19 protein-coding genes and 1 tRNA gene are annotated in these 19,947 nt (G+C 59.7%); 3 read left to right on the top strand and 17 right to left on the bottom strand.

The window, feature by feature from the left end; genetic code table 11:
* Positions 1 to 37: 37 nt before the first annotated feature.
* The 4 genes from clpX to HZB60_01430 all read right to left on the bottom strand — a co-directional run bounded on the left by clpX (position 38) and on the right by HZB60_01430 (position 3,380).
* A complete protein-coding gene (clpX, locus tag HZB60_01445; protein ID MBI5058425.1) occupies positions 38 to 1,276 on the bottom strand; it encodes an ATP-dependent Clp protease ATP-binding subunit ClpX in 1,239 nt (412 codons plus the stop codon).
* Positions 1,276 to 1,881, bottom strand: a complete 606-nt coding sequence (clpP, locus tag HZB60_01440) for an ATP-dependent Clp endopeptidase proteolytic subunit ClpP (protein MBI5058424.1) — start codon at positions 1,879 to 1,881, stop codon at positions 1,276 to 1,278. The genes clpX and clpP overlap by 1 nt, the downstream gene beginning before the upstream one ends.
* Positions 1,882 to 1,958: 77 nt before the next feature.
* On the bottom strand, positions 1,959 to 3,275 hold the full coding sequence (gene tig, locus HZB60_01435) for a trigger factor (GenBank protein ID MBI5058423.1): 1,317 nt from the start codon (positions 3,273 to 3,275) through the stop codon (positions 1,959 to 1,961).
* A gap of 21 nt (positions 3,276 to 3,296) precedes the next feature.
* Positions 3,297 to 3,380, bottom strand: a tRNA-Leu gene (locus tag HZB60_01430).
* A 118-nt stretch (positions 3,381 to 3,498) separates the two neighbouring features.
* Here HZB60_01430 and HZB60_01425 point away from each other — a divergent pair.
* The 3 genes from HZB60_01425 to HZB60_01415 all read left to right on the top strand — a co-directional run bounded on the left by HZB60_01425 (position 3,499) and on the right by HZB60_01415 (position 7,884).
* Positions 3,499 to 4,725, top strand: a complete 1,227-nt coding sequence (locus tag HZB60_01425) for an MFS transporter (GenBank protein MBI5058422.1) — start codon at positions 3,499 to 3,501, stop codon at positions 4,723 to 4,725.
* Positions 4,726 to 4,988: 263 nt separating this feature from the next.
* Positions 4,989 to 6,059, top strand: a complete 1,071-nt coding sequence (locus HZB60_01420; protein MBI5058421.1) for a S8 family serine peptidase — start codon at positions 4,989 to 4,991, stop codon at positions 6,057 to 6,059.
* Between the two features lie 364 nt (positions 6,060 to 6,423).
* Positions 6,424 to 7,884, top strand: coding sequence for a DUF4139 domain-containing protein (locus tag HZB60_01415; GenBank protein ID MBI5058420.1), 1,461 nt, complete (start codon positions 6,424 to 6,426; stop codon positions 7,882 to 7,884).
* Between the two features lie 138 nt (positions 7,885 to 8,022).
* On the opposite strand, the gene fbp is transcribed toward HZB60_01415, so the two are convergent.
* The 13 genes from fbp to ggt form a co-directional block, all read right to left on the bottom strand.
* On the bottom strand, positions 8,023 to 9,069 hold the full coding sequence (gene fbp / locus HZB60_01410; GenBank protein ID MBI5058419.1) for a class 1 fructose-bisphosphatase: 1,047 nt from the start codon (positions 9,067 to 9,069) through the stop codon (positions 8,023 to 8,025).
* Positions 9,062 to 9,694 (bottom strand): HAD family phosphatase, encoded by a 633-nt coding sequence (locus HZB60_01405; protein MBI5058418.1) that lies wholly within the window; start codon positions 9,692 to 9,694, stop codon positions 9,062 to 9,064. The genes fbp and HZB60_01405 overlap by 8 nt, the downstream gene beginning before the upstream one ends.
* Positions 9,687 to 10,550, bottom strand: a complete 864-nt coding sequence (locus HZB60_01400; GenBank protein ID MBI5058417.1) for an SDR family oxidoreductase — start codon at positions 10,548 to 10,550, stop codon at positions 9,687 to 9,689. The genes HZB60_01405 and HZB60_01400 overlap by 8 nt, the downstream gene beginning before the upstream one ends.
* A 1-nt stretch (position 10,551) precedes the next feature.
* Positions 10,552 to 11,922, bottom strand: coding sequence for a tryptophanase (locus tag HZB60_01395; protein MBI5058416.1), 1,371 nt, complete (start codon positions 11,920 to 11,922; stop codon positions 10,552 to 10,554).
* Positions 11,919 to 12,467, bottom strand: coding sequence for an HD domain-containing protein (locus tag HZB60_01390; GenBank protein ID MBI5058415.1), 549 nt, complete (start codon positions 12,465 to 12,467; stop codon positions 11,919 to 11,921). The genes HZB60_01395 and HZB60_01390 overlap by 4 nt, the downstream gene beginning before the upstream one ends.
* Positions 12,468 to 12,531: 64 nt before the next feature.
* Positions 12,532 to 14,061 carry a glycosyltransferase family 39 protein gene (locus HZB60_01385; GenBank protein ID MBI5058414.1) on the bottom strand — a complete coding sequence of 510 codons (1,530 nt, stop codon included), beginning with the start codon at positions 14,059 to 14,061 and terminating at the stop codon, positions 12,532 to 12,534.
* Between the two features lie 25 nt (positions 14,062 to 14,086).
* Positions 14,087 to 14,770, bottom strand: a complete 684-nt coding sequence (locus HZB60_01380; protein MBI5058413.1) for a pyridoxine 5'-phosphate synthase — start codon at positions 14,768 to 14,770, stop codon at positions 14,087 to 14,089.
* A complete protein-coding gene (coaD, locus tag HZB60_01375) occupies positions 14,767 to 15,258 on the bottom strand; it encodes a pantetheine-phosphate adenylyltransferase (GenBank protein MBI5058412.1) in 492 nt (163 codons plus the stop codon). Before coaD ends, HZB60_01380 begins: the two co-directional genes overlap by 4 nt.
* Positions 15,259 to 15,266: 8 nt before the next feature.
* Positions 15,267 to 15,683: an ATP-binding protein gene (locus HZB60_01370; GenBank protein ID MBI5058411.1), complete on the bottom strand. Its 417-nt coding sequence runs from the start codon at positions 15,681 to 15,683 to the stop codon at positions 15,267 to 15,269.
* Positions 15,676 to 17,151 (bottom strand): SpoIIE family protein phosphatase, encoded by a 1,476-nt coding sequence (locus HZB60_01365; protein ID MBI5058410.1) that lies wholly within the window; start codon positions 17,149 to 17,151, stop codon positions 15,676 to 15,678. The genes HZB60_01370 and HZB60_01365 overlap by 8 nt, the downstream gene beginning before the upstream one ends.
* 9 nt (positions 17,152 to 17,160) lie before the next feature.
* Positions 17,161 to 17,499 carry an STAS domain-containing protein gene (locus tag HZB60_01360; GenBank protein MBI5058409.1) on the bottom strand — a complete coding sequence of 113 codons (339 nt, stop codon included), beginning with the start codon at positions 17,497 to 17,499 and terminating at the stop codon, positions 17,161 to 17,163.
* A 51-nt stretch (positions 17,500 to 17,550) separates the two neighbouring features.
* A complete protein-coding gene (locus HZB60_01355) occupies positions 17,551 to 17,967 on the bottom strand; it encodes a helix-turn-helix transcriptional regulator (protein ID MBI5058408.1) in 417 nt (138 codons plus the stop codon).
* 177 nt (positions 17,968 to 18,144) lie between these two features.
* Positions 18,145 to 19,845 (bottom strand): gamma-glutamyltransferase, encoded by a 1,701-nt coding sequence (ggt, locus tag HZB60_01350; GenBank protein MBI5058407.1) that lies wholly within the window; start codon positions 19,843 to 19,845, stop codon positions 18,145 to 18,147.
* Positions 19,846 to 19,947 lie beyond the last annotated feature (102 nt).

Below are 19,947 nucleotides of genomic sequence, written 5' to 3'. Positions count from 1 at the left end.
CATGGAGTAGTTGCCGCCCACGCTGGTGTTCAGTGAATCAAGCGCTCTTTCGCTTCTTGGCGGGAATCAGCCGCGCGGGTTCCAAATGATCGATGGACTTCGCGGTCACGACCACTTCGGCCACATCCTTGCGACTCGGAATGTCAAATAACACGTCGGTCAGACTCTCCTCGACGATCGAGCGCAGCGCGCGCGCGCCCGTCTTCCGACTCTGCGCCAGCGCAATGATTCGGCTGAGCGCGTCCGGCTCAAAGGTCAATTTGACGCCCTCCATCTCGAACAAGCGAGCGAACTGCTTGACCAGTGAGTTGCGTGGTTCCGTCAGAATTCGCATCAGCGCGTCATCGGACAGCGGCTCCAGCGTGGAAACGACGGGCAGCCTGCCGATCAATTCCGGAATCAATCCGAACCCGTGCAGATCCTCGAAGCTGACCTGCCCAAGAATCCTGCCACGCTCGGAGGTGCCGACGGCTTCCGAGCCGAAACCGATTTGCTGACGGTTAATGCGTGTGGCCACGATCTTGTCCAACCCCTCGAACGCCCCGCCGCAGATAAACAGAATGCTCTTGGTGTTCATCTGGACGAGCTTCTGTTCGGGATGCTTCCGACCGCCCTGCGGCGGCAGCGAGGCCACCGTGCCCTCCAGGATCTTCAGCAGCGCCTGCTGCACACCTTCACCCGACACATCGCGCGTGATCGACACGTTCGTATCCTTGCGCGCGATCTTGTCGATTTCGTCGATATAGACGATCCCCATTTCCGCCCGCGCCAGGTCGTAATCGGCGGCTTGCAGCAGTCGCACCAGCACGTTCTCGACATCCTCGCCAACATAACCCGCTTCCGTCAGCGTCGTGGCATCGGCGATCGCGAACGGCACTTGCAGGAATCTCGCCAGCGTCTGCGCCAGCAGCGTCTTCCCGGTACCCGTCGGCCCGATCAAGAGGATGTTGGACTTCTCTAACTCAACGTCACTGCCGAAATCGTCGCGTCCGATTCGTTTGTAGTGATTGTACACGGCGACACAGATCTTGCGTTTGGCGTCGTCCTGGCCGATCACATAGTCGTCCAGCTTGCGCTTGAGTTCGCGCGGCGTCGGGAACTTGTCGAGTTGCAGCGATTTCTTGCTGCCGCGCGACAGCGCGACGATCTGATGGGCGTGCTCCACGCACATATCGCAAATCGCGATCCCTTCGTGGTGCTTGATCAGGGTCGCGACCTGCGATTCGGTGCGACCGCAGAACGAGCAGAATTGCTCGAATTGGTCCGTACTCAAGATTAGCTCGTTGCCTTCATTTTGACGGCCCGCGGGAAGATGATCTCATCGACGAGACCGTAGGCCTTGGCTTCCTCGGCGGACATGAAATAGTTGCGGTCCGTGTCCTTTTCGATGCGCTCAATCGGCTGGCCCGAGTGCTTCGCCAGAATCTCGTTCAGTCTCGCGCGGATCTTCAGGATTTCCTTCGCCTGAATGTCGATGTCGCTGGCCTGGCCCTGTGCGCCGCCCGCCGGTTGGTGGATCATGATGCGCGAGTTCGGCAGTACGCTGCGTTTCCCCGCCGCGCCCGCGGCCAGCAGAAACGCCCCCATCGACGCGGCCTGACCGATGCAAATCGTCGCCACGTCAGGCTTGATGTGCTGCATGGTATCGTAGATGGCCAATCCCGAGGTCACGACGCCGCCCGGGCTGTTGATGTACAAGCTGATGTCTTTCTCCGGATCTTCCGCCGCGAGAAACAGCAGCTGCGCGATGATCAGGCTGGCAATATGATCGTCGATTGCGGTGCCCAGAAATATGATCCGTTCTTTGAGCAGCCGGGAATAGATGTCGAACGCGCGTTCGCCGCGCCCCGTCTGCTCAATGACCATCGGAACGAGTGTCATGCTGATTGTGTCTCCAGGATGATGAGTATCGTGTGTCGTCGCGAACGCCCGGTCCGCGACGGGAACTACTGTCGTGTTCAGGGTGTGATGATTCGGCCCGGGGTCCGGCCTTCGAACTCGGCGAGTGACAGCTTGCGCGGCACCACGGTCACCTGCTCCTCCAGGTACTGAAACACTTTGCGTTCGAGGATGTCCTCGCGCACGTGCTCTCGCTGTTCTTTGCTCAGGTTGTCCTTGAATTCGTCGACGGGATAGCCTTCGATCTGCGCCAACCGTTCGATTTCCGCATCGAGTTCGAGTTTCGGGACGTCGAGTTTTTCCTCTTGTACCAGCCGGTTGCGCATCAGGTACCACCGCATGTTCCAGACCGCGGATCCACGATGCTTCTCGCGGAACTCCGTGATCTCCTGCTCTCCCGGCTTGTGCTCGGCGTGGTGCACCGCGTCGTGCGTGGCCCGATCCAGATAGTCTTCGACCAATCGCGGCGGAACCGGAAACTCCACTTTGCGCAGCAGCGCTTCCACGATCTGCTTGTACATCGCATCGCGCGCCCGATGCGCGGCGCGAGCCTCGATGAACTTCTTCAAATCGGATCTCAGCGCAGCCAGCGACTCCACCTGCGGATTAATCGTCCTGGCGAAGTCGTCGTCCAGCGGGGGCAACTCCCGTTCCTTGACCGTCTTCACGGTGATTTGCATCCGGGTTGATTTCGGCTGCTCCGCCTTGCCGCCTTGTATGGGAATCTCCGCCACGAACGCCTGCCCGGCTTGAATCCCTTGGACTTTGGAAGCAAAATCCTCGCCAAGATTGATCCGCCGCAGGTCAAGTTCGATGTCCCGCTGCACACGACCGATCACCGGGACGCCGCCCGCGTCCAATTCCTGGAAATCCGCGGTAATCGTGCTCTCCTCTGTCGCGCCAGATTCGCTGGGCAGTAACGTACCGTTCGCTTCGCGGAGATTGTCAAGTGCGTTCATCACATCTTCGTCACCGGCCTCAGGCTCCAATCGCTCGACGGAAATATCGCTCATCTCCGGCAGGTCAAATTCGGGCAGAACCTCGACCTTGGCCTTGAACGACAATGGCGATCCTTTGTCGAACTGGATGTCGCTCATCTGGCCCGGAGTAACCGGAAAGAGTGCCGATTGCTCGAGGGCGGCGCGATATGCCTCTTGCAGCAGTTCCTGCACCGTTTCCGTCGTGACGGCCGAACCGTACTTGGAAACGACCACACTGCGCGGCACCTTTCCCACCCGGAATCCCGGAATCTGTGCCTTTCGGGCAATCGTGTCAATCGCCGATTCTACCCGTTCGGCTACCGTATCCGCCGGGACCGTCACTTTCAGGACGTATTCGACCGGACTGGTCTGCTCTTTTTCGACTTGTAATTCCACAAAATGCTCCGATTTAAGCTGTGCGAAAGGGGGGACTCGAACCCCCAAGCCCTTTCGGGCACCAGATCCTAAGTCTGGCGCGTCTGCCAGTTCCGCCACTCTCGCGGAACCTTAAATATAGGTAGAATCCCCAACATTTGCAACGGTTTGAAGCTCGCTGTGCCACCTAAACCATGCAGCAGACAGCCTTTACATTGTGGCGGGAAGTTCGTACATTCCGTTCATGAACTCCATACGCCGACTCTCGCCCCTCTCGATCATCTTCATTACGATCTTCATCGACCTGCTCGGCTTCGGGTTGGTACTTCCGGCCTTACCCTTCTACGCCGAAAGCTATGGGGCTTCTCCCTTGACGATTGGGCTGCTCTCGATGAGCTACAGCCTGATGCAGTTCCTGTTTGCGCCATTCTGGGGGCGAGTCTCCGACCGTGTCGGTCGGAGACCGATCATCCTCATGAGTCTCGTCGGCTCGTGCGCGGCATTTCTGGTCTTCGGCCTCGCGGAGAGCCTGACGCTCCTGTTCGTCGCGCGAACGATCGCCGGGATCTTCTCCAGCGCATCGCTGCCTACCGCGCAGGCCTATATTGCCGATTCTACTGCACCTGAGGATCGCGCGAAGGGCATGGGCCTGATTGGAGCGGCGTTCGGCCTTGGGTTCATTTTCGGCCCGGCGATGGGCGGATTGCTCACACGCTACGGTTATGGCTTTCCTGCGATCATTGCCGCCGGTTTGGCCGGGGCAAACTTCATTTGGGCTTGGTTCAGCCTTCCCGAAACATTGCATGAGCACAACCGCCGCATCACACCATCCTATTTGAATCCCACGCGCCTCCGGGAGACGTTTGGTGATCCGCGTCTCGCATTCCTACTCGTGATCTTCTTCATGCATGTCTTCGCGTTCTCCAACATGGAATCGACCTTCGCGCTATTCAGCGAGCATCGTGTCGGGTTGGGTGCCTTCGGCGTAGGGGCATTGCTGGGCGAAGTGGGGATCATTGCCGCGGTTGTGCAGGGCTTGATGACGGGCCGGCTAACTCGCCGGTTCGGCGAAGTCAATCTCGCGCTCGCCGGTGTATTGCTGATGGCGATTGGTCTGTTGTTGAATGGACTGGTCACGACGGTCGCGCAGATGGTTGCGGTCGTGCCGCTTTATGCCCTGGGATCGGCGCTCTCGAATCCGGCGTTATCGTCGCTGATTTCGCGCAGCGCATCGGCAGCGAAACAGGGCGCGACGCTCGGGGTCGCGCAGGGCCTCGGCGCTCTGGGAAGGACCGTCGGCCCGCCCTGCGGCACCTACCTCTTCCAGCGCTTCACTCCGTCAGCCCCCTATTGGGTCGGTGCCGCTGTGCTGGTCATCATTTTCATCGCCGCGATCATCAGGCTTCCCGGCATGATGCGATCCCTGCTTCGCGACACTCCAACGACTCACCCCGCCGACGTCGTAGCCTGATCAATTTTGGTCAGCGATTGTGGACATCGGGAGTACACATTCTTGGCCCGGGGATCCAAGACGTGCGTATTTCGACGAACGAGTGGACATGCGAGACAACAATCGCCCCGTGCGAGATCGTCATTGAGACCAGTGCGCACGCCTAAACGGCAACGGGCGTATCGAGAAGAGGTAGGAACATGAGAAACAGTCGAGGGCGTTTGCGCGGGAAAGGTCAGGTCGTGGGATTAGGCGTTCTCACACTGACGTTGTTTCTACTGACGATGGTGCTGGCTGGTCCGCACGGCGGCGACCCCGAATCCCTGCCTCCGCAGGCCGTGGACTCGATTGCAGTGAAGAAAACACAGGTTGATCTTCCCCGCGATCCGACCTATTTTGGCAGCGAGGCGCGTAAATCCGTTGGACCGCCACCGGCGAACTACGAAGGAATCCGCAAAGCGCCGGGCAACGACGGGATAAGGTGGGTCAGTGGAAACATATACGTGGAGTCGCCCGCGGATACGTCGCTACTGACGTCTTTTGGATTCCGTTTCACCATTTTTGGTCCATTTGAGACAAAGGATTGGATAGATTCACTGCAGACGTGGACCCAACCATGTTATATGTACATGGGGGACTGGCCGATTGACTTGCCGTGGGACTCGTTGCCGACGCGACTACTGAGGATTGTCTATCCGGTCATTAAGAAGGATACGCCGCAGCTTGATCAGAGCCGTCCGAATATCCACGATGGAGAAGCGGATGAACAGTACCCTGTGCCGTGGCCAACACAAGGAAACGTAATCTTCGGCATCATCGACACTGGATTTGACATCCAGCATCAAGCACTTCGTGACGGTAGCACCGAGCACAGTACGCTGTTCAGGGCGATCCTAGATTACACGAGTTCGAGTACGAATCTCCTGCCGCCGTTCAATAACTTGGAACTTGGATGGGAATATGATGAGGATGCGATCAATCAGGCAATGCAGAACCCACCTCCCGCATTGCAAGACCCTTTTGGTCATGGGACCTCGATGGCATCTATCATCGCGGGACGAAACACAGGGACGTTTGCGGACCTTTCCGGGATTGCGTCCGAAGCTCCGGTCATTGGCGTGAAGTATTCTCCGGATGCCGGAGTTTCTGCGGACGCATTCGCTCGGCTCCTTCTTTATCTTCGCGCCAAAGCCCACGACCTCGGGAAACAGTACGTAGTCACAAACTATTCTGCAGGGCACCGGTCTGGGCCACATAATGGACGTGATGCTCAAGAATTCGCACTAAACACCGCCCTGAATTGGGAAGATAATTTCCAGGTCGTGTCCCTCTCCGCGAGCAGAGGGGGGGGTTAGGGGGGACTCGGGAGATCTTCGCCGAGCAGGGATTCCTTCCCTGCCGGAATTGCGCTCTACCTCGATCCCACGCTCATAGCCAATCAAGAGAGCACCCGTCCCCCTTTCCAAGGGAGAATTCTCCCTCCGCCGCCGAGGCACGTGTCCGCCGGCTTCACGTGCCCGGAATCGGAGCGTCTTCGCCCCACGCGGAACCGCCCGCCTGTCCATCGAGTGAACTACAGTAAGGGTCTTTGACTCGGGGCTGCGATTCCAAGAATCGGAGCCCTTTGTGCTTTTTGTCTAACGCAACTTCAAACCACCAGCGGAGGGTCCGATCATGAACGCTGCTGCCTGCCTAGTCCTGCTCCTCGCGAGCACTCTCATGGCTTCTGCCGCCGATCATTTTCTGATTACGATCTACGATCAGAACTATGCGGTTGTGCGCGATGTCCGTTCGTTCGATCTGACGGCCGGCGATAATCAAGTGAGCTTCAAGAATCTCTCGCGACTCATTCTTGACGAACCCGTTCGCATCACCGGGCACGGCATCGCGGCCTCGGAGCAGATGTTCCAGTTCCACAGGGTGACGGATGACCTGCTGCTCGGTCAAAGCCTGGGCAAACAAGTCGAGTTCGTACTGCGCGACGGTTCCTCCTTCAGCGGCTTGCTCATCGGCCAGCCGGAATCGCGCAACGAATCCGACTCCTCCGCGCGATTCGTGATTGAGCAGCCGGGTGGCATGATTCGCACGCTTCGCCAGACTCAAGTTGTGGAATATCGCTATGCCACAAAGCCGCTCGACTACCAGATTGAACCCGTACTGACCTGCAAGCTTAACGCTGCGGAAGCTGGTCCGCATGACGTCGAGGCGAAATACTCGCTGCAAGGATTGGATTGGAGCGCCGGCTACACGCTGGAGCTCACGGCAAGCGACTCTGTCGCGATATTCAGTGGTTCCGCTCGCATCTGGAATGCAACCGGGCGCGCCTTCGATCACGTCCGGATCACACTCGTTTCGGGACAACTGCAATCACCGCCCAAACGGCTCCGCATCTCCTCCGATCAGCTCGCGACTCGAGCGACCGAAACTGTTAAGGGTTTGTTGTCCCGGCAGCCGGGCTTCAAAACGGACCCGGCGGGCGCGATACACGTCCGGGGAGGCAGAGACGAAGAAGTTCTCGTCTCGGTTGACGGTCAGGCCTATCGTGATCCGCTCGCTCCGCCCAGTGCCTTTGTTGAGGAGCTGTTCGGTCTGAAGCTCTTCACACTGCCCGTTGAATCATCGCTGCCTGAAGGCGTCGAGCAGGAATTCACGCTGATTCAGAGCAGCCCGATCAAGACACGCACAAACTACGAATACACCTACTGGAACAACCCTTCGCGAATCGGAGTCTATGTCTCGACGGTCAACACGGACAGTGCCGGTCTGGGAATGCCGCTGCCCGCCGGTACAGTTAGTATCTATCGCACGCGCGAAGGCGGCGTCTCCGAGTACGTGAGCGAGTACCAAACCGCTGCCCTTGCGAAGAACGATCCACTCCGCATCCGCGTCGGGAGTGCCGAAGGTCTTAGCGCCGTTCGCAACCAACTTCGATCCGAAAAGGGGTTGGGTTCGCGCCACGACGACAGTTGGGAAGTCCGGCTAACAAATGACCGGGAAGCTGCGGTTGACATGGTAATTCAAGAACGGTTCAACCAGGGGTGGAAGATTCTCGCCGCGTCCGCTGAATACCGCCAGACTTCAGACCACACAATCGAGTTCCCGGTCGTCGTCGAGCCTCAAAGCGAACTGGTCGTAACATACGAGGTCCGTGAGTGGCGCGCTTGGAAGTCGCAACGCTAAGCCTGTGAGCGCGGGAGATTCCATAGCAACGAATTCCGTTTCCGTAAACGCAGCAGCGGGCCTCTCGGCCCGCTGCCTTCGCGTTCGGGGGTCACCGGACCCGCGAACTAAGCAACTGCTAATATAAGCCCAATCGCTTTACCCGTACTTCCTGATGTACTCCGCGGCCTCGTCGACCTCGTCTTTGGAACCGATAATCAGCGGCACGCGCTGGTGCAATTCCGTCGGCTTGATCTCCGTAATCGGATTCACGCCGTCAGTGGCCCCGCCGCCCGCCTGCTCCATGATCATCGCCATCGGTGCCGCCTCGTAGAGCAGCCGCAGCTTGCCCGACGGCTTTTTCGGATCCTTCAGGTCCATCGGATACATGAAGATGCCGCCATAAATTAGCGTCCGATGAATGTCCGCGACCAGCGAGCCGATATATCGTAGGGAATACGGCCGGCGCCGGTCCTTGTCGATCAGCGTGAGGTCATCAACGTACTTGCGAACGCCTTCGCTCCAGTACTTATAGTTGCCCATATTGCAACTGAATTGACTGCCCCGCGGCGGCACTTTGATGTCCGGGTGCGAGAGCAGGAATTCGCCGACCGTCGGATCCAGCGTAAAGCCATAGACTCCGCGTCCGGTCGTGTACACCATCATCGTGGACGAGCCATACATTACGTAACCCGCGACGACCTGCTTCTTCCCCTTCTGCAACAGGTCCTCGACGCGTCCCTCCCGCCCCGCCGAGACCTTCCGGTGCACGGAGAAGATGGTTCCGATATTCACATTCGCATCAATATTTGATGAGCCGTCCAGCGGGTCAAACGCCAGCGTGTATCTGCCCAGATCGAATTCCGGCGGAATCGGGATCAAGTCCTCGACCTCCTCGGAAGTCATGCAACAAAGCACACCGGAGTGATCAAATGCCTCTTCGACCGTGCGATGCGCGATCTCGTCGAGCACCTGCACGACTTCGTTCTGCACATTCGTCCTGCCGGTCGATCCCAGAATATTCAGCAAGCCCGCGCGGCGGACCTCGCGGCTGATGACCTTAGCCGAAAAGGCGATCTGGTACAGCAGCCGTGACAGTTGGCCCGTCGCTTCAGGATTCTCCCGCTCCTGATCGACAATATGCCGTTCGATCGTGATGACGTTTGGCGTCTGCGAATTCAGCGTCGCGGCTTTAACGTCAGACATAGTTCAGTAGCTCCTCGTGAGAGGTGATGATGTGGTGGGCCTCCCGCAGCTCCTCCGCGGGAAGCGTCGTAACAATTGCAATGGTCTTCAACCCCGCGGCACGCGCGGAGCGGATTCCGAGCGGCGCATTTTCCAGCACCAGACACTCCGCCTGCGCCACGCCGCTGCGTTTCCAGCCCGTCAAGTACGGATCGGGAAACGGCTTTCCCCGGTCGTAATCATCTGCCGTCGTAATCCGCGTGAACAAGTCCATTTCACTCCGACTCAAGGTCGCCTCCAGATTTCGGCGGATCGACCCGGTCACGATATCGCACTCGATCCCGCGCAGCCGCAGCGCGTCGATCAGCCGTCGCGCGTTCGGAATCAACCCGGTCGGAGCATCGGCGCGGTAAATCCGTCGCTTTCGTTCGATCAATTCGCGCTGTTGGTCCTCGGACAGTTCGACCGCTTTCTCCGCCAGCAGCTGCTTCACGGTGTACTCGGGCTTCTCGCCTTCGTGCAACTCAAAATACCGTCCGTCAACCGCGATCCCCAGCTCGGCGGTGACCTGCTTCCAGGCCCGCACATGGGCCGGCATCGAGTCGATCAACACTCCGTCAAAGTCAAAGAACACCGCTTTAGCCATCACCGTGTTGCCGGAAATACTCGCGCTCAACTTTGTCGAACCCGTATGCTCGTTTGGTCAGATAGTCCCACACCCGATCCGGCAGAAATTTGCGCGACACATTGAAGAGTTTCGCGGGCGCGGTAACAAAATAGCGCGATTTCGGTCGCGGGCTCAGCGCCGCGCTTAGAATGATCCGGGCGACCGCCTCCGCGCTTACCGCCCCCGGTCGTCTTCGGTCGCGGCGCCGGCCGTAGTGTGCCTGATATCGCCGATACAATTCCGGTGCGCCCTTCGGCAACTCCGGGAACACCAGTTTGCTCAGGAACTGCGTGTGAACCGGACCGGGCAGGATCGACACCACCTTCACACCCAGCGGTTCGAGTTCGAACCGCAGCGCGTCGTTCAAGCCTTCCAGCGCAAACTTCGATGCCGAGTACCAGCCGGCCAGCGGAATGTAAACTCGTCCGCCGATCGACGATATCTGAATGACTCGCGGCTGCGCCGACTTCAACAAGTGCGGCAAGGCGTGCTGCGTCACCCGCACCGGCCCCAGCGTATTCACATCAAGTTGGTGCTGGGCGTCCTGCAACGCGATCGTCGCTACCGGTCCGACCAGCGCAAAACCCGCGTTGTTGATCAACACGTCGATCCCACCGCACCGGTTCACGGCGAACTCAATGGCCGCGCGCACCGAGTCTTCGTCACTGACATCGCACTCCGTGACATGGATGCGCTCGTGCACGGCAAGTTCCTGCAGGTCGACTTGACGTCGCGCCGTCGCGACAACCTCAAACCCGGACTCCGCGAACAGCGTGGCCGTCGCGCGGCCGATTCCGCTGGAGCAACCGGTCACGACAACCGTGCGGCCTCTCACCTCAGAGTTCTTCCATTCTCGCCGTGAAATGCCGCAGCCGCGGCGCCTCATAGACCAACTTCATACCGCGCAACTGCCCGCGCTGCTCATAGATCTTCTGCGCCGACTCCGCCACGTAGGTCATATGCGCGGTCGTATAGGCCCGCCGCGGTATCGCCAGCCGCACGAGATCGAGCTTCGGCAAGACCTCCACGCCCGTTGTCTTGTCCTTGTGCCCGAACATCAGCGTTCCGATTTCCACGCCGCGGATTCCCGCCTCGCGATAGAGCGCGACGGTCAATGCCACGCCCGGAAACTGATTCTGCGGCAGGTGCGCGCAGAAATTCTTAGCATCGATGAACACGGCATGTCCGCCGACCGGCCGCACGATCGGAATCCCGGCGGCCATCATCGACTCGCCGAGATACTGAACTTGCGCCGTGCGGTAATGCAGGTAATCCTCGTTGAGCCCTTCGTACAGCCCGATCGCTAACCCCTCCAGATCGCGCCCGGCCAACCCGCCATACGTCGGGAAGCCCTCGATCAGAATCAGTTTCTGCTGAAGTTGCTGCGCCAGTCCGGCATCTTTCATCGCGAGGAAGCCGCCGATGTTTACGAGGGCGTCCTTCTTCGCGGACATCCAGCAGCCGTCGGCATAGCTGAACATCTCGCGCGCGATCTCGATGATATTCTTGCCGCGGTAGCCCGGTTCGCGTTCGTGGATAAACCAGCAATTTTCCGCGTAGCGCGCGCAGTCGAGAAATAGCGGAACTCCGTGCCGTTTGCAGACGCGTGACGTCTCGCGGATATTCTCCATCGAAACCGGCTGCCCGCCGGCGGAGTTGTTGGTGACCGTCATCGTCACTAACGGAATCGCCGCTTTCCTGGCCGTCAGCAATTCGTCAAGTTTTGCCACGTCCATGTTGCCTTTAAACGGATGCTCCTGCGCGGGTTCGAGCGCCTCCGGGATCGGCAAGTCAACGGCCTCGCCGGCGTTGGCTTCGACGTTCGCGCGGGTCGTATCGAAATGCGTATTGTTCGGAATCACCGTTCCCGGCCGACAAATCGTCGAAAACAACAGATTCTCCGCGACTCGCCCCTGATGCGTCGGAATCACATACGGAAACCCAGTGACATCGCGCACCGCTGCCTCAAAATGAAAGAAGCTGCGCGAACCGGCGTAGCTCTCATCCCCCACCATCAGGCCCGCCCACTGCTGATCACTCATCGCCGCGGTGCCGCTGTCGGTGAGCAAGTCCACATAAATCGCTTCCGAGGGAAGCATAAAAACATTGAATCCCGCCTTGCGCAGCAGATTCTCGCGCTCATCGCGCGTGGTCTGACGAATGCGCTCAACGACTTTGATCCGGAACGGTTCTGCCGGGAATTTCATGCGATGTTCAACAGGTCTTTCAGAGGTTCGTAAACGATCTGGCTCGAGTGATGCACGACAATCGCCGCCGGGGTGCGATAGCGCGCCGCGTCCTCGCCCGTGTGATACGCGACAATGTGCACGACTTCCAGCGGCAGTCCATGCTTCATGGCCAGCGCGGCTCCCGTTACCGGATGGCTGAGCAAGCGGCCCGCGCTGCTGTAGGCGAAGCGCTTTTCCGTCTCCATGAATTCCATCAGTTTGCCGATGTCATGCAGAATTGCACCGCAGCGCAGTATATCGCGGTCGATGCGATAGTACGGCGAAAAAAACTGTTCCAGCGTGTCGGCGATCTTCAGCGCGGATTGCACGGTCGCGCGCAAGTGCGCCAGCAGGCTCACCGGGTTGTTCGGAATCATGAGCGTGAACGGCACCCGGTCCAGATCATCCACCTGCCATCCGCCCAGTGTCAACGCCTCCAGCACGCAGGCCACGGTCTTGTTGCGCATATCGGCATCGGTGATTTCTCCGATCTCCGGAAATCGATCCAGCAAACGATCATTCATGTGGTTCTCCCCATCAGGTGCAAAGTCTCGGATCCGGCCGCCTTCGCTGCGCGCGACCGAAGGCTCAGGGTTGTCCGCGATCGTCTTCCGGGGTCCGCCGGCGATAGACCAGCGCATCCCCGATGGCCTGGTCCGGAGCATAATTCCGGATCAAGTAGTCGCGCAACTTCGCGTAGTCACGCAACGAGTAGTGGTAAAACGTAAATTCGTAGTCCGTGATCTGCACGAGGTCGAAGATATACTTCGGGGTCCTGCGCTCCAAGTCCTCGACGAACATCTCTTCGGCCAGCGGATGTCCGCGCTCGCGTGGTGCGCGTTGCACGTAGGGATCGAACGCTGACGGCGAGTAGCCGGTGAGGTAATGGCACAGGTAGTCTCGCACTCCCGGCAGCCGCTCCGCATGATAGTAGATCTGCGGACAGTAGCCCCACACCAGAATCGTCTCTTCGGGTGTCGTGTTCGCGCGCGCGAACGCCCCGAGTTTGAGCTCGAGCTGGTCGCGGCCCAGCGCATAGAACGACACCCCGCGCGGCGGCGCACCCGGGAAACGGGTCCGCCAATTCGGGAAGTGCTGGGCAGCCATCCAGACTCCCACCCCGACCGCAAGCACGACGACGGACTTCGCCGGCAGTCCGCGACGCCACAACCAAATCAGGGCGGCGGTGCATAGCAGAGCAAACGCGGGGAAGGTCTGAATGAAATAGTGCCCGTAGAATCGCGACCCGGCGCTGAGCGCGATCAGCGAGGCCAACGCCAACGCCAGCAGGAACGCGCGACGCGGCAAACTTCGGTCTCCCGCCAGCGCGAAGACTCCCGCCGCGGCTCCGGCCAGCGGGATGGGCGCTTGCAACGCGAAATCACGGAAGTTAAGAAAAAACGCACTCAGAAAGCCCGCGATCCCCAAATCTCCGGAATACGTCAGCGGATAACGCACCCACGAATCCCAGCACCAGCTGAGCGCGCCGCGCGTCGCGTAAATCCCGAGCACGGTTCCCCACACGAGCAACGCACCGATCCCGATCCAGATCGCCGCCCGCCGTTGTTGCTGCCGCGTCTCGATGGCGAGTACCATCGGCAGTACAAACGGCAGAAAGCTCTGACGAAACAGCAGTGCCAACCCCAGACTGATTCCTGAAATCACCAGAGCAAATCGTGATCGCCGGATCAGGCACAGCCAGACCGCGAACATGGCGAACACCAGACCGGGAGTCTCCACGCTGAGCGAGAGCAACTCTTCCGGCAGGCTGAACGCATTGGCGACCATCCAGTAGAACAGAGCAGTGGGCACGATCGCCGATCGTCCCCAGATCACGGCGGCGATTTCGACCGTGAGCAAACCGGCCAGAATCGTCAGTAATAGCTGCGCGATTCGCAGTGGCGCCATCGAGCGCCCGAAGAGCTGGAAGAGCTGGTTGTACAGTACCGCAATCCCGGGCGGCTTCGTCGATCCCAGCAGATCAACTCCGGGCAGCCAGCCCTGATTCAATCCATCCGCCGCCACCGCATATTCCGCCTCATCGATGTTGTAGATCACATCGTCAAGGTACAGCGCGCGGCACGCAATCGTACCGGCGATGATGATCAGCCATGCCATGGCTCGCCGGGGCAAGGGCTCCGCCTTAGCTCATCAGTTCACGGAACTCGCGCAGCCCGCCTTCCCAGCCGAGTCGCAGCGCCAGACTCCATACGTCGGGTGACGGGTACAATTCTTCGCAAAACGGAATGGCCCGAAACGCCGCGGGCAGCTGTCGCCCCACCGGACCGAACAACCCGACCCGCAGACCCAGCTTGTTTGCCGCGAGGGCAGCCGAGGTAATCCTGCCGAGCTCATCTTGCGCGGCCTCCAGCGACGCCGCATGAAAGGCCGGTTCGGTGCTGAAGAACACCCAGTGTGCCTTCGCGCGCGAACTTTCCTTGATGGTCGCCGGCTCCGGGTCAACCAGCGCCGCGAATTCCTGTCCCGACGCCGTGATGCGAGCGATCATGTCCGTGATCCGCGACAGATCGCCCAGGCTGCGTCCACGGTCGCCGGTCACGAGAATGCGGTCCGGCGCCGAGCCCAGCCCGGGCACGCGGTCCAGATCATCCACCTCGGTCCGCACCGTAAACAGCGGCAGCCCCGGTCGATGAAACAGCTCCGGGGAGTAGGCCAGCGAACCCACAAACGCCGAAATCGGAACCAGGATGCCGCGCGCCCCGCCGCGCGTCGCGCCGTAAGCGCAGTCCAGCAAGTCCAGATCCGTCAGTGTCCGCGCAATTTGAATTCCCGGTTCCAGGTCAACTCCGATTCGCGGTATCATCATTGGACTCCGCCCAACTTATGCTTCAATTCCACCGCGACTTCCTCCGGAACAAAACAGCTGATGTCCCCGCCCAATCTGGCGACCTCGCGGACGATGGAGCTGTTCAAGTAAGCGTACTTTTCATGCGGCGTCAGAAACACGGTATTCACCTTTTCCGCCAGTTTTCGATTGGTCAGTGCCATTTGGAACTCATATTCAAAATCAGACACGGCGCGCACGCCGCGCACGATGGCAACGGCCCCGCGCTCGCGCGCGAAATTCACGATCAGCCCCGCGCACTCGGCCACCTCGACCCGCGCAATCTCGCGGGTCGCCCGTTCGATCTGCGCGCGCCGTTCCGCCGGCGAGAACAGCGGCTGCTTGTTGGAGTTGATGGCCAGGGTCACAATCACACGGTCAAAAATATCCGCCGCGCGGCGGATAACATCGAGGTGACCGTTGGTGATGGGATCGAAGGTTCCCGGGTAGATCGCGATCTTTTCCGCCATGGCTGCGCTCAGAGTTTCTTGACCATTTCGACGAGCATTCCGTCCGCGAGCCGGTGAATCATGACTTCATCCATCAGCGCCCGGATCAGCATGACTCCTCGCCCATGATCCTTCAACAGGTTTTCGGGTGCGGTCGGATCCGGCAGCGCATCGACGTCGAACCCCGGTCCGTGATCGCGGATCGACACCTTCAGCGCGTCGGCATAGCAGGTGAATCGCACCTCGACAATCAACGCCTCGTCATTCCGGTGCGCATGCACAATCGCATTGTTCACGGCTTCGGTCACGCAGATCCCCAGATCCGCGCGCGCGCCGTCGTCAAACCCCATTTCGCTGCCGATGCGCTCGGTGATCGTATCCACGCGCTCGAGTTCGTCGGTCCGCGACGGGATAATCAGGTTCTCTGTGCGGACCGGGTCAGACATGCTTGATCACCGAAATCGTCAAGTCATCCTGCGGTTGATCGTCCGAACGATACTCCAGAACGGTATCCATGACCAGCTTGACCAAGTCCCGCGCGCGCAATTTGCGATTCGCTTTGACCAACGACACCAGCGACGGGACGCCGAATTCGCGTCCCTGAGCGTTCATCGCTTCGGTCACGCCATCTGTGTACAGGACCAGGAGCTCACCCTGCTCGATTCGCACCCGGGCTTCCTCCCAGTCCACGTCCGGGAATGCCCCCAACAACGTGCCCCCAACTTCGAGAAACTCCGGCTCGCCGGACTTGCGCAGGATGAACGGGTAGTTATGACCCGCATTCGAATAGCTGAAGTAGTCATGCTTTCGATCCAGCACACCATAAACCGCGGTCACAAACGCATCCGGCGGATTCGTCTCGTAGATGAAGTCATTCACCTTTAACAAGATGGTCCGCAGGGCAAAATTGTTGCGCGACTCGATCCGCAGACAGGCTCGAAAGCTGGCCATCAACAGTGCTGCCCCGGCTCCGTGTCCCGAGACGTCGCCGATGGCGACCCCCAAATCGGTGTCCGTTATCGGAATGAAGTCATAGTAGTCGCCGCCAACCTCGCTCGATGGCACGTTGATTCCGGCCAAGTCGTAGGGATGGAAACTCGGCAGCTGGCTGGGCAGAAAGGAACTCTGGATGCGTCGCGCCAGCGCGATTTCTTCTTCGATCCGCTTCGCGTGCATGCGCAGCCGGTCGGCGCGCGCGCGTTCCACGGCCAGCCCCGCGTGACTGGCAAAGATGATCAGGCTATTGACGTCCCGCGTGCTGAACGCGTCCACTTCGTCCGACTCCAGATTCAGCGCGCCGATCACCTCATTGCGCACGAGAATCGGAACCGCCATCTCGGACTTCGTGCCGTGCCGCCCGTCGATGTACGGCGGGTACTTGCTGACGTCCGGAACGCGCATCGGCTTGCCGCTCTTGATCACCGAACCGACGATGCCTTCGCCGAGCTTCACCCCTTGCTGGAATTTGCGATGCAGCAGTTCGTGATCCGCGCCCTCGTAGCCTCGCACAAAGTCGATTTCGACCTGTCCCAGCTCGCGATCATAGAGGAAGATTCCCGCCGCGTCGTAACGCACGACCTTTTGCAGCGAATCCAGCACCATCCGCAAAAGTTCATCAATGCTGAGCGCGCTGGAGAACGCCATCCCGATCTCCATGAGCGTCTGATTCTCCTGCCGCTCGCGGTCCGCCTCGCGCAAGAGTTCCAGCACGCCGCCGCTGCGGGTGGCCTCCTTCGAGGCCGTCACGAACTTTTCCGCCAGGGCCGGATCGGCCTTCCCTTCCCGCATGGACTGCACAAACGTCTGCGAGAGATCCGCGACTTCTTCGAGCTGCGCTTCCACCCGCTCGATCAGATCGGCCGGCAAGGCGCTGCCGCGGCGCGAACTATCGCTCGGAACGGCGGGTGTACTCATGCGGGCGGGCTACTTCAGGCTCGCCATCGCGGCACCGACATTCGCATGCACTTCAAAAATCGAATTGAGTTTGGTGATGACCAGCAGCGATTCGATCTTGTCCGTGACCCGCGCCAGCTTCAGCTCGCCGCCCGCGTTGCGCATCGTGCTCAGGGCCGAAATCAATAGTCCGAGTCCGGAGCTATTCATCCACTCGACTTCGCCGAGGTCCAGAATGACCTTGCGCTGACCCTCCGCGACGGCCTTTTTCAAGTCATCGTGAAAGCTGGCCGATTCCGGCCCGCCCATCACCTTACCCTTGAGTTCAAAGATGTAAACCTTGTCGTCGCTGCGTGTCGTGTACTTCATGGAACTGAAAATCCTATGTGAGACTGATCGGTCAACTGTCGGGGGACACCGCTACCGTCCGATGCGGCCCTTGCGATAGTCCAGTAAGGCGTCGATAAAGAACCGCTTGGAAGGCCGGAATCGCTTATCGACGCGAATGGCGCGCAGGATGTTGATCTCCTCATCGGACGGATTCATCAGGAGCATCTGTTCTCGATCCTGCATGAAATCGCGCAATCCTTCGTACATGGGCGCCTCACTCGGGTGCGTCAGCACAAAATCGGAGATCTGCTGGCCGAGCACGAGATCCTCAACCTGCAGGGACAAACCGGAGGCGACTTTGTCGAGAAACTCAAATGTCGGTGAGGATTTCCCGTTCTCGACGAGGGAGAGGTAAGAGCGATTGACATGAATCTTGTCGGCCAGCGTCTCCTGCGAGAACCCGGCCTTCTTTCGCGCTTCCTTGATGCGGCTACCAATTTTGGACATGGCGGTAAAGGGGGGAGATGAACAGTAAAATCTGTCCTGAATATACGGAATTCCGCAAACCAAATCAACCCACCGCGTAGCATTTAGCGAACGGTTGAAGTCGGATTTTGTTGAACTTGGCTAAGTTCCGAACTGGCGGCTCAGGCCATTCGTGAGGCACTCTTCCTCTCGCATGGGCTATTCACCTCTCGCCAGCCCTTCCGCCCGGTTGTCCGCGGCACCCCACCAGCCGCCACGACTTGTGTCAGCCATGATGGCAGTGACGGTGGACCAACGACTTGAGTTATCCACAACATGCCCCCGGTTGGTCAGTCCAACGAGCACATCGCGGGGCACTTCCGGCTCGACGAACAGCTTGTCGGGCAGCCATTGCTGATGGATTCGCGGTACATCCACGGCGGCTTGCAGCTGCATTCCGTAGTCGATCACATTGACAATCGCCATCACGACCGACGTAATGATCCGCGGTCCGCCCTGACTGCCGATGGCCATGAACACTTTTCCGTTCTTCAACAGCAGCGTCGGCGCCATCGATGACAGCGGCGTCTTGTCCGGCTCAACCTCATTGGCGGCATTCCCCACCAGTCCAAAATAGTTTGGCCGCCCCGGTCGCGTCACAAAATCATCCATTTGATTGTTCAGAAGGATTCCCGTCCCCGGCACGACCGCCGCGCTCCCGAACGGGGTGTTGATCGTCGCGGTCAGCGAAACCGCATTGCCGAACTTGTCCACGACGCAGAGATGCGTCGTATGCTTTTCGGCCGTACTGTCGAAGGCCCACGGATTGCCCGGACCACTCAAGTGCACATGTCTGGCGAATGGCATTTCGGTCCGCCGCTGCTCCGCATAGTCTTTGCTCGCCAAACCAACGGAGGGTACTTTGGTAAAGCGCGGGTCGCCCAGAAACTCAGCGCGATCGGCGAAGGCGATTTGGAAGGCCTCCGCAATCGTATGGTACGCCGCCGCCGAACCCGCGCCCAGCGTGTCGATCCGCAGCGGCTCCAACAGGTTTAGAATCTGAATGACGTGCAGCCCGCCGGAACTTGGCGGAGGCATCGCGACGACCTCAAGACCGTGATAGCGGCCCCGGACCGGGTCTAATCGCTTTGGCTCGTATTCGCGCAGGTCATCCCGGGTGATGATTCCGCCGGAGGCGGCGCAATAGTCCGCGATCGCGGAAGCGATCTCCCCGCGATAAAAAGCGTCCACTCCTTCGGTCTGAATCCGGCGAAGTGTTTGCGCCAAATCAGTCTGTACAATTCGCTCGCCGAGCTTCTTTCCGGTCGATTCGTTGGTCAGAAAGATCCGCCTCGTCGCATCGAACCGCCGCATGCGCTCCACCTGCGTCCCGAGATTCCGTTCGTACCGACCATTCGCGATGAATCCGGTGTCCGCGAGGGCGATCGCCGGCTCGAGCAGTTCCGACAACGACTTCGTTCCGAACTGTGTAAGCACATAGTTCAGGGCCGCCAATTCGCCCGGCACGCCTGCCGCCAAAGGCCCCGTCTCGGAGAGGTCGCTTTCGGCGCTCGTGTCGGCCGGCACAAACATCAGGCGCGTCGCGGCAGCCGGTGCCACCTCTCTTCCGTCAATAGCGATGTCCCTGCCGTCAGCCGTATGCAGCAGAATGAAGCACCCGCCGCCGATACCGCTCGCATAATTTTCAGTTACGCCGAGCGCCAGTGCCGTCGCCACCGCCGCATCGATCGCATTGCCGCCGTCCCGCAAAACCGCCACTCCGACCTCGGTTGCCATCCCGTCCGCACTGCTGACCATGGAATTCTTCGACCACGTCGGACGCGCGGACACTGCGTACAGCGAAGCCGCACTGCCCGCCAGTGCCACCGCCACCCATAGAATTCGTGTCATTGCCTTCATGTTTGTTTATCCAATGCACCAACCCGTACCGTCCGCCTCGCCGGGCGAACCCGGAACATCGCCCCGCAGCGCCCACCTCGGTGGGCGAGACCAATCCCGTTC

The organism is candidate division KSB1 bacterium (assembly GCA_016214895.1).
Lineage (GTDB): Bacteria > Electryoneota > RPQS01 > RPQS01 > RPQS01 > JACRMR01.
The sequence above is the reverse complement of the archived record's forward strand: the minus strand, read 5'-3'. Positions and strand labels throughout refer to the sequence as shown.

Coding starts and splice junctions, on each gene's coding strand:
- HZB60_01425 (MBI5058422.1), top strand. CDS start 3,499: ATGAACTCCATACGCCGACTCTCGCCCCTCTCGATCATCTTCATTACG.
- HZB60_01385 (MBI5058414.1), bottom strand. CDS start 14,061: ATGGCATGGCTGATCATCATCGCCGGTACGATTGCGTGCCGCGCGCTG.
- HZB60_01390 (MBI5058415.1), bottom strand. CDS start 12,467: ATGAATGATCGTTTGCTGGATCGATTTCCGGAGATCGGAGAAATCACC.
- HZB60_01365 (MBI5058410.1), bottom strand. CDS start 17,151: ATGAGTACACCCGCCGTTCCGAGCGATAGTTCGCGCCGCGGCAGCGCC.
- HZB60_01370 (MBI5058411.1), bottom strand. CDS start 15,683: ATGTCTGACCCGGTCCGCACAGAGAACCTGATTATCCCGTCGCGGACC.
- fbp (MBI5058419.1), bottom strand. CDS start 9,069: ATGTCTGACGTTAAAGCCGCGACGCTGAATTCGCAGACGCCAAACGTC.
- HZB60_01360 (MBI5058409.1), bottom strand. CDS start 17,499: ATGAAGTACACGACACGCAGCGACGACAAGGTTTACATCTTTGAACTC.
- coaD (MBI5058412.1), bottom strand. CDS start 15,258: ATGGCGGAAAAGATCGCGATCTACCCGGGAACCTTCGATCCCATCACC.
- HZB60_01415 (MBI5058420.1), top strand. CDS start 6,424: ATGGCTTCTGCCGCCGATCATTTTCTGATTACGATCTACGATCAGAAC.
- HZB60_01355 (MBI5058408.1), bottom strand. CDS start 17,967: ATGTCCAAAATTGGTAGCCGCATCAAGGAAGCGCGAAAGAAGGCCGGG.
- clpP (MBI5058424.1), bottom strand. CDS start 1,881: ATGACACTCGTTCCGATGGTCATTGAGCAGACGGGGCGCGGCGAACGC.
- HZB60_01380 (MBI5058413.1), bottom strand. CDS start 14,770: ATGATGATACCGCGAATCGGAGTTGACCTGGAACCGGGAATTCAAATT.
- HZB60_01420 (MBI5058421.1), top strand. CDS start 4,989: ATGGTGCTGGCTGGTCCGCACGGCGGCGACCCCGAATCCCTGCCTCCG.
- ggt (MBI5058407.1), bottom strand. CDS start 19,845: ATGAAGGCAATGACACGAATTCTATGGGTGGCGGTGGCACTGGCGGGC.
- HZB60_01405 (MBI5058418.1), bottom strand. CDS start 9,694: ATGGCTAAAGCGGTGTTCTTTGACTTTGACGGAGTGTTGATCGACTCG.
- HZB60_01395 (MBI5058416.1), bottom strand. CDS start 11,922: ATGAAATTCCCGGCAGAACCGTTCCGGATCAAAGTCGTTGAGCGCATT.